The sequence below is a fragment of the Streptomyces sp. NPDC037421 genome (assembly GCF_055602105.1).
Window position 1 is genome coordinate 16,800 of record NZ_JBVJWV010000029.1, and the last position, 14,680, is coordinate 31,479.

Annotated in this window: 15 protein-coding genes; 8 read left to right on the forward strand and 7 right to left on the reverse strand. The window is 71.2% G+C overall.

Annotated features, from left to right (window positions below; genetic code table 11):
- Positions 1–13 precede the first annotated feature (13 nt).
- Both ACZ7IF_RS30520 and ppgK read left to right on the forward strand, forming a co-directional pair.
- On the forward strand, positions 14–1,018 hold the full coding sequence (locus ACZ7IF_RS30520; protein WP_470977935.1) for a 4-hydroxy-3-methylbut-2-enyl diphosphate reductase: 1,005 nt from the start codon (positions 14–16) through the stop codon (positions 1,016–1,018).
- A 21-nt stretch (positions 1,019–1,039) separates the two neighbouring features.
- A complete protein-coding gene (gene ppgK, locus ACZ7IF_RS30525; RefSeq protein ID WP_470977938.1) occupies positions 1,040–1,795 on the forward strand; it encodes a polyphosphate--glucose phosphotransferase in 756 nt (251 codons plus the stop codon).
- On the opposite strand, the gene ACZ7IF_RS30530 is transcribed toward ppgK, so the two are convergent.
- Positions 1,789–2,289, reverse strand: coding sequence for a DUF6542 domain-containing protein (locus tag ACZ7IF_RS30530; RefSeq protein WP_470977940.1), 501 nt, complete (start codon positions 2,287–2,289; stop codon positions 1,789–1,791). The genes ppgK and ACZ7IF_RS30530 overlap by 7 nt on opposite strands.
- A gap of 135 nt (positions 2,290–2,424) precedes the next feature.
- On the opposite strand from ACZ7IF_RS30530, the gene ychF reads away from it, so the two are divergent.
- Complete coding sequence (gene ychF / locus ACZ7IF_RS30535) at positions 2,425–3,513, forward strand: redox-regulated ATPase YchF (protein WP_470977943.1); 1,089 nt, start codon at positions 2,425–2,427, stop codon at positions 3,511–3,513.
- An 84-nt stretch (positions 3,514–3,597) separates the two neighbouring features.
- On the opposite strand, the gene ACZ7IF_RS30540 is transcribed toward ychF, so the two are convergent.
- From ACZ7IF_RS30540 to ACZ7IF_RS30555, 4 genes are all read right to left on the reverse strand, one after another.
- Positions 3,598–3,861, reverse strand: coding sequence for a type II toxin-antitoxin system RelE family toxin (locus tag ACZ7IF_RS30540; RefSeq protein WP_470977945.1), 264 nt, complete (start codon positions 3,859–3,861; stop codon positions 3,598–3,600).
- Positions 3,854–4,123: a type II toxin-antitoxin system Phd/YefM family antitoxin gene (locus ACZ7IF_RS30545; protein ID WP_030207779.1), complete on the reverse strand. Its 270-nt coding sequence runs from the start codon at positions 4,121–4,123 to the stop codon at positions 3,854–3,856. Before ACZ7IF_RS30545 ends, ACZ7IF_RS30540 begins: the two co-directional genes overlap by 8 nt.
- Positions 4,124–4,392: 269 nt before the next feature.
- Positions 4,393–5,007, reverse strand: coding sequence for an antibiotic biosynthesis monooxygenase (locus ACZ7IF_RS30550; protein WP_470977948.1), 615 nt, complete (start codon positions 5,005–5,007; stop codon positions 4,393–4,395).
- A 189-nt stretch (positions 5,008–5,196) separates the two neighbouring features.
- Positions 5,197–5,778, reverse strand: a complete 582-nt coding sequence (locus ACZ7IF_RS30555) for a Uma2 family endonuclease (protein WP_470977951.1) — start codon at positions 5,776–5,778, stop codon at positions 5,197–5,199.
- 244 nt (positions 5,779–6,022) lie between these two features.
- On the opposite strand from ACZ7IF_RS30555, the gene ACZ7IF_RS30560 reads away from it, so the two are divergent.
- From ACZ7IF_RS30560 to ACZ7IF_RS30570, 3 genes are read left to right on the forward strand one after another with little or no spacing between them, the layout of a single operon-like run.
- Positions 6,023–7,252 (forward strand): hypothetical protein, encoded by a 1,230-nt coding sequence (locus ACZ7IF_RS30560; protein WP_470977954.1) that lies wholly within the window; start codon positions 6,023–6,025, stop codon positions 7,250–7,252.
- The gene (locus tag ACZ7IF_RS30565) at positions 7,236–8,006 is read left to right on the forward strand and encodes an alpha-ketoglutarate-dependent dioxygenase AlkB (RefSeq protein ID WP_470977956.1); all 771 of its coding nucleotides are present in this window, start codon (positions 7,236–7,238) and stop codon (positions 8,004–8,006) included. Before ACZ7IF_RS30560 ends, ACZ7IF_RS30565 begins: the two co-directional genes overlap by 17 nt.
- On the forward strand, positions 8,000–8,722 hold the full coding sequence (locus tag ACZ7IF_RS30570; RefSeq protein WP_470977958.1) for a sulfite exporter TauE/SafE family protein: 723 nt from the start codon (positions 8,000–8,002) through the stop codon (positions 8,720–8,722). Before ACZ7IF_RS30565 ends, ACZ7IF_RS30570 begins: the two co-directional genes overlap by 7 nt.
- A gap of 83 nt (positions 8,723–8,805) precedes the next feature.
- On the opposite strand, the gene ACZ7IF_RS30575 is transcribed toward ACZ7IF_RS30570, so the two are convergent.
- The gene (locus ACZ7IF_RS30575; RefSeq protein WP_470978097.1) at positions 8,806–10,404 is read right to left on the reverse strand and encodes a PucR family transcriptional regulator; all 1,599 of its coding nucleotides are present in this window, start codon (positions 10,402–10,404) and stop codon (positions 8,806–8,808) included.
- Between the two features lie 256 nt (positions 10,405–10,660).
- Here ACZ7IF_RS30575 and ACZ7IF_RS30580 point away from each other — a divergent pair, with 256 nt between their 5' ends.
- The gene (locus ACZ7IF_RS30580) at positions 10,661–13,051 is read left to right on the forward strand and encodes a xanthine dehydrogenase family protein molybdopterin-binding subunit (RefSeq protein ID WP_470977961.1); all 2,391 of its coding nucleotides are present in this window, start codon (positions 10,661–10,663) and stop codon (positions 13,049–13,051) included.
- 4 nt (positions 13,052–13,055) lie between these two features.
- Here ACZ7IF_RS30580 and ACZ7IF_RS30585 read toward each other — a convergent pair whose 3' ends face one another.
- A complete protein-coding gene (locus ACZ7IF_RS30585) occupies positions 13,056–14,036 on the reverse strand; it encodes an SMP-30/gluconolactonase/LRE family protein (RefSeq protein WP_470977964.1) in 981 nt (326 codons plus the stop codon).
- Between the two features lie 77 nt (positions 14,037–14,113).
- Between ACZ7IF_RS30585 and ACZ7IF_RS30590 the strand changes: the two genes are divergently transcribed.
- Entirely contained in the window at positions 14,114–14,551 is a 438-nt protein-coding gene (locus ACZ7IF_RS30590; protein WP_470977967.1) for a MarR family winged helix-turn-helix transcriptional regulator, read from the forward strand.
- The last annotated feature ends 129 nt before the right edge of the window (positions 14,552–14,680 follow it).

Below are 14,680 nucleotides of genomic sequence, written 5' to 3' on the forward strand. Positions count from 1 at the left end.
AGACCCCCGTACGATGGAGCACATGACTGCTGCCGCCCCTGCTCCCGCCTCCCGCCGCGTCCTGCTCGCCGCCCCCCGCGGTTACTGCGCGGGTGTGGACCGTGCCGTGATCGCCGTCGAGAAGGCCCTGGAGCAGTACGGTGCTCCGGTCTACGTCCGCCACGAGATCGTGCACAACAAGTACGTCGTCCAGACGCTGCAGAAGAAGGGCGCAATCTTCGTCGAGAAGACGGAGGAGGTCCCGCCCGGCAACATCGTGATGTTCTCCGCGCACGGCGTGGCGCCGGTGGTGCACGAGGAGGCGGCGAGCGGCCGGCTCGCGACCATCGACGCGACCTGCCCGCTGGTCACCAAGGTCCACAAGGAAGCCATCCGCTACGCCAACGAGGACTTCGACATCCTCCTCATCGGCCACGAGGGCCACGAGGAGGTCATCGGCACCTCCGGCGAGGCCCCGGACCACATCACCATCGTCGACGGCCCCGACGACGTGGCCAAGGTCGAGGTCCGCGACGAGTCCAAGGTCGTCTGGCTCTCCCAGACCACCCTCTCGGTCGACGAGACCATGGAGACCGTCGACGCGCTGAAGACGAAGTTCCCGCTGCTCGTCTCCCCGCCCAGCGACGACATCTGCTACGCCACCTCGAACCGGCAGGCCGCCGTCAAGGTGATGGGCGCCGACTCCGACCTGGTCATCGTCGTCGGCTCCAAGAACTCCTCGAACTCCATCCGCCTCGTCGAGGTCGCCCTCGACGCCGGCGCGAAGGCCGCCCACCTGGTCGACTTCGCGAGCGAGATCGACGAGGCCTGGCTGGACGGCGTCACCACCGTCGGCCTGACCTCGGGCGCCTCGGTCCCGGAGGTACTGGTCGAGCAGGTGCTGGAGTGGCTGGCGGAGCGCGGCTTCGCCGACGTGGAGATCGTCAAGACGGCCGAGGAGTCGATCGTCTTCTCCCTGCCCAAGGAGCTGCGCCGCGACCTGCGCGCGGAGGCCGCGGAACTGGTCGCCGAGAAGTAAGTCCTTTCGTACCGTATGTCCATGCAGATCTTCGGTGTGGACATCGGCGGTTCCGGCATCAAGGGCGCTCCCGTGGACCTGGCCCGCGGCGAGCTGGCACAGGAGCGCCACAAGGTACTCACCCCACAGCCGGCCACCCCCGAGGGGGTGGCCGGCTGTGTCGCGGAGGTGGTCGGCGCCTTCTCCTGGGACGGCCCGGTCGGGGTCACCTTCCCGGGCGTGGTCACGGGGGGCGTCACCCGGACGGCGGCCAACATGGACAAGGGCTGGGTCGGGGCCGACGCGGCGTCCCTGCTCTCAGCCGAACTGGACGGCAGGCCGGTCACGGTCCTCAACGACGCGGACGCGGCGGGCGTCGCCGAGATGACGTACGGCGCGGGGCGCGGGGTGGCCGGCACGGTGCTCCTGCTCACCCTGGGCACGGGCATCGGCAGCGCGCTCTTCCTCGACGGCCGGCTCGTGCCGAACACGGAGCTGGGCCACCTGGAGCTCAAGGGCCACGACGCGGAGACCCGGGCCTCGGTGAAGGCCAAGGAGGACGGGGACCTCACCTGGGAGCGCTGGGCGCACCGGGTGCAGAAGTACCTGGCCCACGTGGAGATGCTCTTCTCCCCGGACCTGTTCATCCTGGGCGGCGGCGTCAGCCGCAAGCCGGAGAAGTTCCTGCCGCTGATCAAGGGGATCCGGGCGGAGATCGTCCCCGCGAAGCTCCAGAACAACGCGGGGATCGTCGGCGCGGCGATGGCCGCGCGCGACCGGGCGGACGGGGCTCAGTAGGCGGCGCCGGCGGTCCTGCGCTGCTGCCGGGCGGCCCGCTTGCGCCCGCTCAGGGCCGCCCTGCGCACCAGCGCGATCAGCCCGGCGGCCAGCGTGCCCGCGTACAGCCACCCGGCGTGCAGGGACAGCGCGGAGACCACCCCCATGAGCTGCCCGCCGAAGCCGCCGGAGCCGCCCGAGACGGGCCACACTCCGGCGGCGAAGGCGATGGGGGCCGAGATCGGCGCGGTGACCAGGTCCGCCGGCCGCACCCACACGCCGATCGCGGCGGCGACGGGCAGGAAGAGCAGCCCGTACGCGAAGAGCGAGGAGCCGAAGAGCAGCCGGCAGACGCCCGCCACCAGCAGCATCGCGAGGCAGGCGAACAGCCCGCCGCCGAGCCCGGTCAGCATGGGCCGGGGCAGCCGGCGGGGCGCGGCGGGGCGCCGCGACTGGGCGGGCACCCGGGCGGGCACCTGCGGGTGACGTACCGAACGCGTCCTGTATTGCTCCACCCCACCAAACTAGGCGGGAAGGGCCCCGGATCCCCGCCCGGACACGCGTACAACCAGTGCCGCTCATCGGAAAGTAAACTGTCCGGTGGCCCACCTCCGGGCCGCCGCCCCCTCCAGCTACGGGAAGTCGCCAACGTGTCGCTCACGATCGGAATCGTCGGCCTGCCGAATGTCGGCAAGTCGACCCTGTTCAACGCCCTGACCAAGAACGACGTGCTGGCGGCCAACTACCCGTTCGCCACCATCGAGCCGAACATCGGCGTGGTGGGCGTCCCGGACCCCCGCCTGGCCAAGCTGGCCGAGATCTTCGGCTCGCAGCGCGTTCTGCCCGCCACGGTCGACTTCGTCGACATCGCGGGCATCGTGCGCGGCGCCTCGGAGGGCGAGGGCCTGGGCAACAAGTTCCTGGCGAACATCCGCGAGTCGGACGCGATCTGCCAGGTCATCCGCGCCTTCAAGGACGAGAACGTCGTCCACGTCGACGGCAAGGTCTCGCCCAAGGACGACATCGAGACGATCAACACCGAGCTGATCCTCGCCGACCTCCAGTCCATCGAGAAGGCCGAGCCGCGCCTGACGAAGGAATCCCGTCTCCAGAAGGAGAAGGTCGCGGTCCTGGCGGCGGTCGTCGAGGCCAAGAAGATCCTCGAAGCCGGCGACACCCTCTTCTCCAAGGGCATCACCAAGGGAACGGAGCAGGGCGACCTCCTCCACGAGCTCCACCTGCTCACGACCAAGCCCTTCCTCTACGTCTTCAACGTGGACGAGGACGAGCTGACGGACGAGGCCTTCAAGGCGGAGCAGGCCGCCCTGGTCGCCCCGGCCGAGGCGATCTTCCTGAACGCGAAGCTGGAGGCGGACCTCGCGGAGCTGGACGACGAGGAGGCCCTCGAACTCCTCCAGTCGGTCGGCCAGGAGGAGCCCGGCCTCGCCACCCTCGGCCGCGTCGGCTTCGCCACCCTGGGCCTCCAGACGTACCTGACGGCCGGCCCGAAGGAAACCCGCGCCTGGACCATCAAGCAGGGCGCCACCGCCCCCGAGGCGGCCGGCGTGATCCACACCGACTTCCAGCGCGGCTTCATCAAGGCCGAGGTCATCTCCTTCGCGGACCTGGTCGACTGCGGCTCGGTCACCGAGGCCCGCGCCAAGGGCAAGGCCCGCATGGAGGGCAAGGACTACGTCATGCAGGACGGCGACGTGGTGGAGTTCCGCTTCAACGTCTGATCGCGTATCCAGATGCGGCCTGACCTGCGAGGATGCAGGTCAGGCCCTTCTGCTGTCCGCAACAGTCCGCAGGACCGGGAGCAGCTAAGTGTCGTGGACCGTGGAGCGGTGTCCGACGTGTACGACCCACACCACCAGCTCCCCGTTGTCGATCGTGTAGATGACACGGTAGTCGCCGACCCGTAGGCGGCGGCGCTCAGGCTGGGATACGAGTGCCGTGGTGTTGAAGCCGAAGGGGTCGCTCTCCAGCTCTGTCAGTTTGGCCAGGGTGCGAAGCGCCATGTCACGCGGGATCTTGCGCAGCTCGGCCTGGGCCTCGGGTCGGAACACCGTGTGGTAGTCACTCACTGCGCGCCAGGGTCTCCCTCATCACGTCCTCGATCGGGACGCCGGCGGCCGGGTTCGCCATGCGCTCGTCGATGATGCGGTTGATCTCGCGTTCTTCCCACTCCTGGTACTTGCGCAGCACCTCGATCGAGACCACGGCGGCGACTTGCTTGCCGCGGCGGGTGATGACAGTGGGCACGTCGTCACGGTCGGCCCGTTCGACGACTTCGGCCAAGTGGGCGCGTACGTCGCGAATGGACTCTATGGGCAGCGGCTGAGTCATGCCTCAAAGGTACCGAGTGTGCCATGTGTACACAACGTGGGTTGCGTGCACTCGTTGGGATGAGCCGCCGATTGGGTGGCTGATTCCGGGGACGGAGATCCCGAGGCCCTGCGGCGTGCAGGGGCATCCGCGTACGAGCCACGCCCCCGGCCGATGGACTGATTTCGCAAGCGTGCAGGTCAGAAGGGGCCGGACTCGTCGAGTTCGACCCCTTCTGCATGCCCATGCCGACTTGGTGCTGACTCGCGATCGCGGAAGCGGAGGCAGGCTCAGGCGTGGGGTACCGCCGTGGCCAGGACCACCTCGAATTCCTCGAGGCTGCGGGTGGTTGCGCGAGCCTTCGCCGTGGCCTCTCCGCGGACCGCCGCGACGGCGCCACGGGATGCCACGAGTGCGTCGCCGTCGGCGTAGAGCGCACCGACGGCGGCTCTGCCCCGGTCGCGATCGATGAGCAGGGAGATGCCGGCCAGTCCGGGGATCTTCTGGACCTTGGGCAGTGAGGTGTCGCGGAACGTGTCCACCAGCAGGTCGATGTCGGCCGGCTCGACGTCCATGTGGACCAGCCGGAACCCCGCGCCCGTGCCGAGTTCCTCTGCGCGCCGGGCGACCGCCGCTTCCCAGTTGTCGACCGTCACGGTCTGCGCGAAGGGGGCCATCATCTCGGCCCGCCGCTTGCTCAGGTTCTCGTAGCTGGCCTGCCGGGAGGCCTCGTCCTCCCACCACGATCCCACCAGGAGCTTGCCGAGCTCGCGGTCGGCGAACAGCCCCATCCCGCGAAAGCCCGGTTGCGCCGACAGCAGCGCACGCCCATCGGTCCGGAGCGCCTCGGCGACCCCGTCGAGCTCGGCCGGATCACCCGTTGCATAGATGCTGCGAACGTACATAGCGCCCTTTCCTGCCTTCCGGTGGCCCCGCGCGGGCTCGGGTTCCCACTCCATGCGATGACCGGGGCGGATGGGGTGCAACGCGGCAGGGGCATTCAGGTGAAGGTGTAGTCGCTTCGTCAAACGTGCAGGTCAGAAGGGGTCGGACTCTGGGGAGTCCGACCCGGTCCGCATCCCCGTGCCGGCTTTTCAGCTGCTTCGGGGCGGCGTGAGCTTGTCGAGGTCCAGGGTGACCTCGAAGGGGACCGGGCGCTGGAGGGTGCCCCGGAAGATCCCGGCGGGCGCGTATGCGCCGGTGGGTTCGTCGAGCTCGTAGACGTGGACGACGGGTGCGCCGTCCTCGTCCTCGATGCACCAGTAGTGGGGGATGCCGGCCTCGGCGTACTTGCGGAGCTTTACTGTGCGAGCGCGATGGGCGGACTCCGGAGAGACGACCTCGATGACGAGCTGGACGTCCTCCGGTGCGAACCAGGTGCGATCGCCGTCGAAATCGGCCGTCGTCACCAGCAGGTCCGCTTCGGGACGGTTGCGCGGGTCGAGCTTGATGGTCATCTCGCGGCCGACCCTGGTGTCGGCGGGCACCTGCTCCATGAGTGCGACGGTGAGCATGGTGACGAGGTGGCCGTGCCACCACCGCTGGGGCGACATCGTGAAGACGAGGGCTCCATCGATCAGCTCGGTGTGGCGGGGTGCCTCGGGGAGGCGGTCGAGGTCCTCCGCGAACCAGCCTTCCGCGCGCGGCGGGCGCATCCAGTCGGGCAGTGCGGTCATGGCTTCACGGTAGCGGCCCACAGCTCAAGCCTGAGAGCCAGCGATCCCGGCCGGAGGATTTTCGGCAACCGGCCGCGCCGTAACCGGCCACCCACGGCAATCAGGTCTCGTGGACGGTGAACCGGTGTCCCACGTGGACACCCCTGGCTCTCCACTCGGTCTGGATGAACTCGCACCGTCTGGACCGGTCGCCGTATTCGTGGGTTAGCTTGATCGTTCACGTCCGCAGTGGGGAGGGGCTGTGATGATTACGGCAGAGACCGCGGAAGCCCGGATCGAGGACGCGGGCAATGTCCTGGTCGCGCCTTCGGCGCTGCGGGACGGTGGCCTGGTCAGGGAGTTCTTCGGGTCCGTGATCACGCCGGAGGACCTTGCCTCGGGTTCGTTCGACCCCGGGCGGAGGACCGTCTACCTGTGTGGTGACGTATCCGCGGTCAACGCCCGCCGACTGGACGGGGCGGACCGGGTGTTCGTCGTCCGGGAGCTGTCGCACGGCCACCGCGGGGACGCCGGCGGGCCCTGGACCCCCGTCGGCCTCGGCCGGGTACCCGTCCGCGTGCACGGCGCCGGCGTGTACTACCGCCGGTTCTTCGACCCCGGCGCCGGTCACTTCGGGCGGATCAGCTCGGAGCACGAGTTCCAGTCCCTGACGGAGTCCACCAAGCCCGGAACGGCCCATCGCAGCGGAATCTATCTGACGCCCGTCACGCGGGACGGCGACGAACTGCACTTCCGCCTGCTCCGGTGCTCCACGAACCTCTCGGGGCCGACCGAGGGCTTCCGCCCGACGGACACGGAGATCGTCGAGGCCCTGAACCGTGAGGCCGCCGTCGTCTTCCGGAATCCGGCGCCGCTGAACCACGTCCTCGCCCAGATCTACCACAACACCCTTGCCGCGGCCGGGCGCAAGCAGTCCAAGGCGAAGATCTCGGCCCATGCGGACAAGACCAAGGACATGCCCGTCAACGGGGTCATGGCCTTCTGCACCTTCTACGACCGGCTCGACGAGCTGCAGCCCCTGGACGAAGACGCCTTCGACTACGGCGCGAAGGGTGCCAGCGGGCTGACCAGCCTCCGGTTCCGCCTCAAGGAGCCGGTCGGGGAACGCGACGGGCTCGCGCTGCCCCCGCAGTTCACCGTGACCCTCTATCCCGGCTCCGTGTTCTTCATGCCGCTGTCCACCAACCGCCTGTACACGCACGAGATCCGGCCCTCGGGGCTGGACGCCGGACTGCTGCCGACCCGGCTGGGATACGTGGTGCGCTGTTCGAGCGCCGAAGCCGTTCACAAGGACGGGCACACGTTCCTCAAGACGGCCGGAGATCCGGTGAGGCTGGGACCGCCCACACCGGAGGGCATGGACGAGCTGCGGAGGCTGTACGCGGAGGAGAACAGGACCTCGTCCTTCGTCGACTACGGCGACGCATTCCTCTTCAGCATGAACACGGGAGACTACGTTGCCCCTCGGATCTAGGATCCCGGACGAGATCCTCTCGTGTGCCCTGCCGGCCGAGGAGGACCTCTTCGCGGAACTGTCCGCGTCGGTCCGGTGGGAAGACGTGGGGAAGGGCCGGCGCGGCGCCGTGCTCACCAGGGCCGACGAGGCGGGCGGCGTGCCCCTCGTGCGTACCACCACCCGGTACGGCACCCCGGCGCAGCGTTTCCGGGCGGTGCACGAACGGCTGGCGCGGCGGGTCCAAGAATCCGCGGCGCTTCCGGCCGGCTTCAACAACGCCCTCATCGAGAGCTACACGAACGCCTACCGGACCATGGGCGGCCACTGCGACCAGGCCCTCGACCTGGCAGACGAGTCGTTCATCGCCGTCTTCTCCTGCTACCGGCATCCCGAAGCGGGTCCGCCGCGGAAACTGGTCTTCGAACCGAAGGGGGACGGTGGGGAGAAGTTCGAGGTACCCCTCGCCCACAACAGCGTCGTCGCGTTCTCCGTCGACTCGAACCGGCGGTTCAGGCACAGGATCGTCCTGGACGCGCCCGTCCCGGCGGCGGACAACGAGTGGCTCGGCGTGACCTTCCGAACGTCGAAGACCCTCGTCCGGTTCCGCGACGGACACCCCTACCTCCCACAGGGTGCGCGCCTCGTGCCGGCCGATGACGAGCAGAGGCGCGAGTTCTACCGACTGCGGCGCCGTGAGAACAACGAGACGGACTTCACCTACCCCCCGCTGACGTACACCATCAGCGAGAACGATCTGGTGCCGCCATGCTGATCCTCCTCGGCGCCTTCCTGGTGCTGGCCGCCGCCTCCGTCGTACGCACCACGGCGGGCTTCGGCTTCTCCCTGGTGGCCGTCCCGCCCCTGGCGCTGCTCATCGACCCGGCGAGCGCGGTGGTGGTGGCCGGGATCACGGCCGCCCCGCTCAGCCTGTGGATCGCCGTCCGCGACTGGCGGTACGTCGACCGCCGCGTGATGACGGCCACCCTGCTGTCCGGGCTGGCCGGCGTGCCGTTCGGCGTGTGGCTGCTGGCCACGCTCCCCTCGCGGGTGCTGCTGTTCGTCATCACGGCGGTGGTCCTGCTGGGCACGTTCATCGTGTGGCGGAAGATCGCGCTGGGCGGCGGCCTGAAGACGGTGATGGCCGTGGGCATGTTCTCCGGGGCCTCCTTCGCCGCCACCGGCATCGACGGCCCGCCGATGGTCGCCGCGTTCCAGAGCATGAAGCTGGAGCCCAGGGTCCAGCGCGCCACCCTGGGCGTGGTGTTCTCCGGCACCAGCCTGGCCGCGCTCGCCGGTTTCGGCATCAGCGGCCAGCTCACCGCGACCGTCGGGCAGATGCTCCTCGTGGGGGTGCCGGCCCTGCTCATCGGGATATTCGTCGGAGAGAAGGCCTTCCACCGCCTGAACGCCGAGCGCTTCCGCCGGGTCGTCCTCGGCCTGCTGGTCGTCAGCTCCCTGTCGGTGGTCCTGCGCGTGGCCGCCGCCTGACCGCTCCGCCGACGGCCCGACGGCCCGACGGCCCATCGGCCCGACGGCCCATCGGCCCGACGGCCCGACGGCCCGGCGGCGCCTCAGCCGGCCCGCAGGGCCGCCAGGAAGTCCAGCCGGGTCTCCAGCCGGCTCAGGTCGGTGCCCGTCAGCTGCTCGATGCGGGTGATGCGGTGGCGCAACGAGTTCACGTGCAGGCGGAGTTCGGCGGCCGTCCTGGTCCAGGACGCGTCGCGGTCCAGGAACGCCTCCAGCGTGGCCAGCAGCTCCGTCCGGTGGCGGCGGTCGTGGTCGCGCAGCGGCCCCAGGTGGCGGGCCGCGAAGGCCCGGCGGGCGTCCGCCGGGATGAGCGGCAGCAGCGACAGGACGTGCGCGGTCAGGTCGCCGGGACCGCGTACGGTCACCCGGTCCGGCCCCTCGAAGGCGACCCGCATCGCGTTGTGGGCCTCGCCCAGGGCCCGGCGGGCGTCGCCGGGGTCGTCCACCGGGGAGCTGACGCCGACGCCGACCCCCTCCGACGGGGCGAGCCAGCGCCCGAGAGCCGCCGAGAGCCGCCGCTGGAGGGCCCCGCAGTCGAGGGCCGCCTCCGGGACCAGGACCAGGAGCACGGCTTCGTCGCCGTCGACGGTGGCGGCGATGTCCTCCGCGGACACCGCCACCGGGCCGTCCTCCTGGACCAGCGCCTCCTCCAGGAGGACGCGCAGCGCCGGGGCGGGGACGCCGCGGGCCACCACGTACTGGCAGCGCGGCCAGTGGCCGACCCCGCTGATGACGGCCTGCGCGGTACTGCGCAGCCGCACCGGGATCTCTTCGGCCGGGATGCTGCTGCGCACCAGGTCGAGGGAGCGGCGGGCGAGGTCGCGGCGGGCCGCCTTCGCCTTCTCGTGCGCGCAGCGCGCGTCGGTGAGCAGTTCGGCGACCCGGTCGAGGAGCTCCCCGTCCCACGCGGGCCGGCCGGACACGCCGGCCTCCACCACGGCCATCCAGTCGCCCAGCTCGGCGGCGTCCCCGGCGCCGCCCGGGACCGGGACGAGGGAGTAGCTCCGCTCCCCGACCTCGACCCGGTACGGAGCCGCCTCGCGGGCACGGCGGGCCGCGAGGTACCGGGCGGCCAGCGCGGCCGCCGTCCTGGGGTGCGGCGCGGGGTGGGCGCCGGCGATCTGGCGCCCGGTCGCCGACAGCACGCGCACGTCGAGGCCGAGGCTGTGCCGCAGCAGCTCCAGTACGGAGTCCGGCGCGGCCCGGTCGGCGAGCAGCCGCCGGTGGCGTTCGACCACGGCGGCGAGGCTGCCGACGTCCCGGCGGTGCAGACGGTGCAGGACGTGCTCGGTGATCGCGGCGAACGAGGTCTCCGGCGGCACCGCCACGAGCGGCAGGCCGTGCAGCCGGCAGGCCCGTACGAGGTCGTGCGGGACGAGCCGGTGCTCGACCTCGCCGGCCGCCAGGGCCGTGACGCCCGCCCGCGCGAGGACGCCCACGAACGCCTCGGCGTCCCCGGCGCCCCGCCACCAGGCGAGCCCGGTGAGCACCAGCTCCCCGCCGGTGAGGAAACGGCCGGGGTCGGCCAGGTCGATGGTCGGGACGGAGCGGACGGCCCGGTCCAGCACGCCGTCACCGGAGTCCCGGCCCACGAGCAGACGGAGCCCGAGGTCGGTGCTGTCGAGGAGTTCGCGCAGCCGCATGATCTCCACCCTTTCACGCGGTGCCCCTTCCCGGGGCCGGATCACCGCAGTTCACAGGGGCAGCGCGGTAAGAACGCACGGTCGTCCACAGGCGGCCGGGAGGCCGGTTCTGACGGATCGGTGACTGCCTCGCGTCCTCGGGCCCTGTGTCTACTGCTCTGCGTGCGGCCGACAGCGGTTTCGGCCACGCGGGAGCCGGATGCCGCGCACGGGGGTCGCGGCACCGGCACGTCACGCAGAGAGAGGCGGTCCGAAGATGGCCGGCACCACCAGCGGTATCCCCACCAACGTCACCCAGGGCTCCCGGACCAGGGGCGGCATCGGCGAGTCGACGCTGCGCCCGGACGGCACCCTGAAGGTCACCGGCGAGTTCGCGTACTCCTCGGACATGTGGCACGAGGACATGCTGTGGGGCCAGACCCTGCGGTCCACGGTCGCGCACGCCGAGATCGTCTCCATCGACGTCGCCGAGGCCCTGGCCGTCCCCGGTGTGCACGCGGTCATGACGTACGACGACCTGCCGGCTCCCGTGAAGTACTACGGCATGGAGTTCCAGGACACCCCGGTGCTGGCCCACGGCAAGGTCCGCCACCACGGCGAGCCGGTCGCCCTGGTGGCCGCCGACCACCCCGAGACCGCCCGCCGCGCCGCCGGGAAGATCAAGGTCGAGTACCGGGAGCTGCCGCTCATCACCGACGAGGCCTCCGCGCTCGCCCCGGACGCCGTACTCGTCCACGAGCACCGCGACGACCACCACAGCGCCCACGTCCCGCACCCCAACATCGTCCACCGCCAGCCGATCGTCCGCGGCGACGCCGACGCGGCCGCCGCGCGGGCCGACGTCATCGTCACCGGGGAGTACACCTTCGGCATGCAGGACCAGGCCTTCCTCGGCCCCGAGTCCGGCCTCGCCGTGCCCGCCGAGGACGGGGGCGTCGACCTGTACGTCGCCACCCAGTGGCTGCACTCGGACCTCCGGCAGATCGCCCCCGTCCTCGGCCTGCCCGAGGAGAAGGTCCGCATGACGATGGCCGGCGTCGGCGGCGCGTTCGGCGGCCGCGAGGACATCTCCATGCAGATCCTCGCCTCCGTGCTCGCGCTGCGCACGGGCAAGCCGGTGAAGATGGTCTACAACCGCTTCGAGTCCTTCTTCGGCCACGTCCACCGGCACCCGGCGAAGCTGTACTACGAGCACGGCGCCACCCGCGACGGCAAACTGACGCACATGCGCTGCAAGATCGTGCTCGACGGCGGCGCCTACGCCTCCTCCACGGCCTCGGTCGTCGGCAACGCCGCGTCCCTCTCGGCCGGTCCGTACGTCATCGACGACGTGGACATCGAGGCGGTCGGCCTCTACACCAACAACCCGCCCTGCGGCGCGATGCGCGGCTTCGGCGCCGTCCAGGCCTGCTTCGCGTACGAGGCCCAGATGGACAGGCTCGCGGCGAAGCTGGGCATGGACCCGGTCGAGTTCCGCCGGCTCAACGCGATGGAGCAGGGCACGGTCATGCCCACCGGGCAGGTCGTGCACCACCCCGCCCCGGTCGCCGAACTGCTGCGCATGGTCAAGGAGCGTCCGCTGCCGCCCCAGCGCCAGTGGGAGACCGCCGGCGGCCCGGCCGACCTGCGCGCGCTGCCGGGCGGCCTGTCCAACACCACGCACGGCGAGGGCATCGTCCGTGGCGTCGGCTACGCGGTCGGCATCAAGAACGTCGCCTTCTCCGAGGGGTTCGACGACTACTCGACGGCCAAGGTGCGCCTGGAGGTCATGGGCGGCGAGCCCGTCGCGATGGTGCACACGGCCATGGCGGAGGTCGGCCAGGGCGGTGTCACCATCCACGCGCAGATCGCCCGTACCGAACTCGGCGTCCAGCAGGTCACCATCCACCCCGCCGACACCCAGGTGGGCTCGGCGGGTTCGACCTCGGCGGGCCGCCAGACGTACATGACCGGCGGTTCGGTGAAGAACTCCTGCGAGCTCGTCCGGGAGAGGGTCCTGGAGATCGGCCGGCGCAAGTTCGGCGCCCGGCAGCCGGCGTGGGCGTCCGACGGGCTGCTCCTGGAGGGCGGCAAGGTGGTCACCGCCGGCGGGGAGGTACTCGCGGCCCTCGCCGACGTCCTGGAGGACGCGGCCGTCGAGGTCGAGGCGGAGTGGCGGCACTTCCCCACCGAGCCCTTCGACCGGGTCACCGGCCAGGGCAAGGGCCACGTGCAGTACGCCTTCGCCGCGCACCGGGCGGTGGTGGAGGTGGACACCGAACTCGGCCTGGTCAAGGTCGTGGAGCTGGCCGTCGCGCAGGACGTGGGCAAGGCGCTCAACCCGCTGTCCGTCGTCGGCCAGATCCAGGGCGGCACCGTCCAGGGGCTGGGCGTCGCGGTGATGGAGGAGATCATCGTGGACCCGAAGACCGCGAAGGTGCGCAACCCCTCCTTCACCGACTACCTGCTCCCGACCATCCTCGACACCCCGACGATCCCGGTCGACTACCTCGAACTGGCCGACCCGGAGGCCCCGTACGGCGTCCGCGGCATCGGCGAGGCCCCGACCCTGTCGTCCACCCCGGCCGTCCTCGCGGCCATCCGCGCCGCGACGGGCCTGGAGCTGGACAAGACCCCGGTCCGCCCGGAGCACCTGACGGGGCTCTGAGGGTTCACCACCCCTGGACCGCGGCCACCGAGAAGGTGGTGGGGGTGCCCGTGGAGGGGGTCAGCGGGCCGTCCTTGTCGAACTGGGAGCGGACCACCAGGGTGCGGCCCGGGGTGTGGGCCAGGGTGGTGGGTATCTGGAGCGACGGGTCCGTGAGGGTGCGGGTCAGGCGGGCCCGGGTGCCGTCCGGGGTGAGCTGCCAGCGGGTCAGGGTGTTGGTGATGTTGTGGGCCGCCCGGAGGGTGCCCGTGGGGGAGAGCTGGAGGCCGTCGGCGGCCTTCAGGTCGCCGCCCGTCAGGGCGACCCGGCTCAGGGCGCCGGTGCGCAGGTCGACGCGGTGGAGTTCGCCCGCGGTCATGTCGACCGTCAGCAGGTAGCGGCCCGACCGGTCGGCGGTGATGCCGTTGAGCGTGAAGCGGCCGGGCGGCGGCGGGGTGACGTGCCGGCCCAGGTCGTACGCCACGGTCAGTGGGCCGGAGCCGGCGCGCAGCTGCCCGGGGGTGACCCGGTAGACCACCGCGCGGACGCTGTCCGTCAGGTAGGCGGTGCCGTCCGGGGTGATGACCAGGTCGTTGACGAAGTGGGGGACGGCGGCGTCCGCGTCGAAGCGGGCCAGGCGGGCGCCCGTCGCCGTGTCGTACACCGCCACCCCGGCCGTGGAGTCCGTGACCCACAGGCGGCCCCGCGCGTCGACGCGCAGCCCGTTCGCCGTGCGCCGGCCGTCGGTGCCGGAGGGGAGGAACACCTCGGCCGTACGGGCCCCCGGGCGGGCGCGGTACACCGTGCCGTCCGCGTACGAGCCGACGTACACCGTGCCGGTGCGGGGGTCGGAGGCTATGCCCTCCGGGTAGACCTTCGAGCCGGGGAGGGTGAACGCCGTCCCGACGGAGGGAGCGGCGGCGGGGGCGGGGGCGGCCGCCGTGGTCAGGGCCGCGGCCAGGGCGACGGCCGCCGCGGTGACGAGGGCATGAGAGGGCTTGCGCATGGGTGAACCCTTCTTGATCGGCGTGTTCGCAGAGTAATTAGAGTTCTAATATCTGGCAAGGGTCGTAGGATGCCGCAATGACCTCCATGCCTCCCGAGGAGCGCATCGGCGCGCACATCAAGCGCGCCGAGCAGGCGCTCCTCGCGGCGAAGAACGCCGCATGCAAGCCGGCGGCAGTAACGGTTCCGCAGTACGCCGCCCTGCTCTGGCTGGCGGAGAAGCCGGGCATCTCGGCGGCCGCCCTCGCCCGGCTCTGCGGGGTCACACCGCCCACCATGAACACCGTCCTGAAGAACCTCCACGAGCGCGGCCTCATCGAGCGGACCCCCCACGAGTGGCACCGCAACGTGCTGGAGACCCGGCTCACCCCGGAGGGCCGCGCCGCGATGGAGCTGGCCGACACCGGCGCCGTCCGCGTCGAGACCGCCCTGGCCGCCGCCCTCACGGAGCAGGAGCGGGCGCAGCTCATCGAGCTGCTGGGGCGCTGCGCCGAGGTGCTCGACACCCTGAGGTGAGCTGCCGGAAACCTGATGTTCCGGCCGGGTTTTCGCGAGCGCCCGGAACTTCTCGCAGGATCCGCGCATCAGAAGCAGGGGGATGCCCACCCGCACTGTCCCGCCCGGGGCAGGCACGATCGTTCGGAG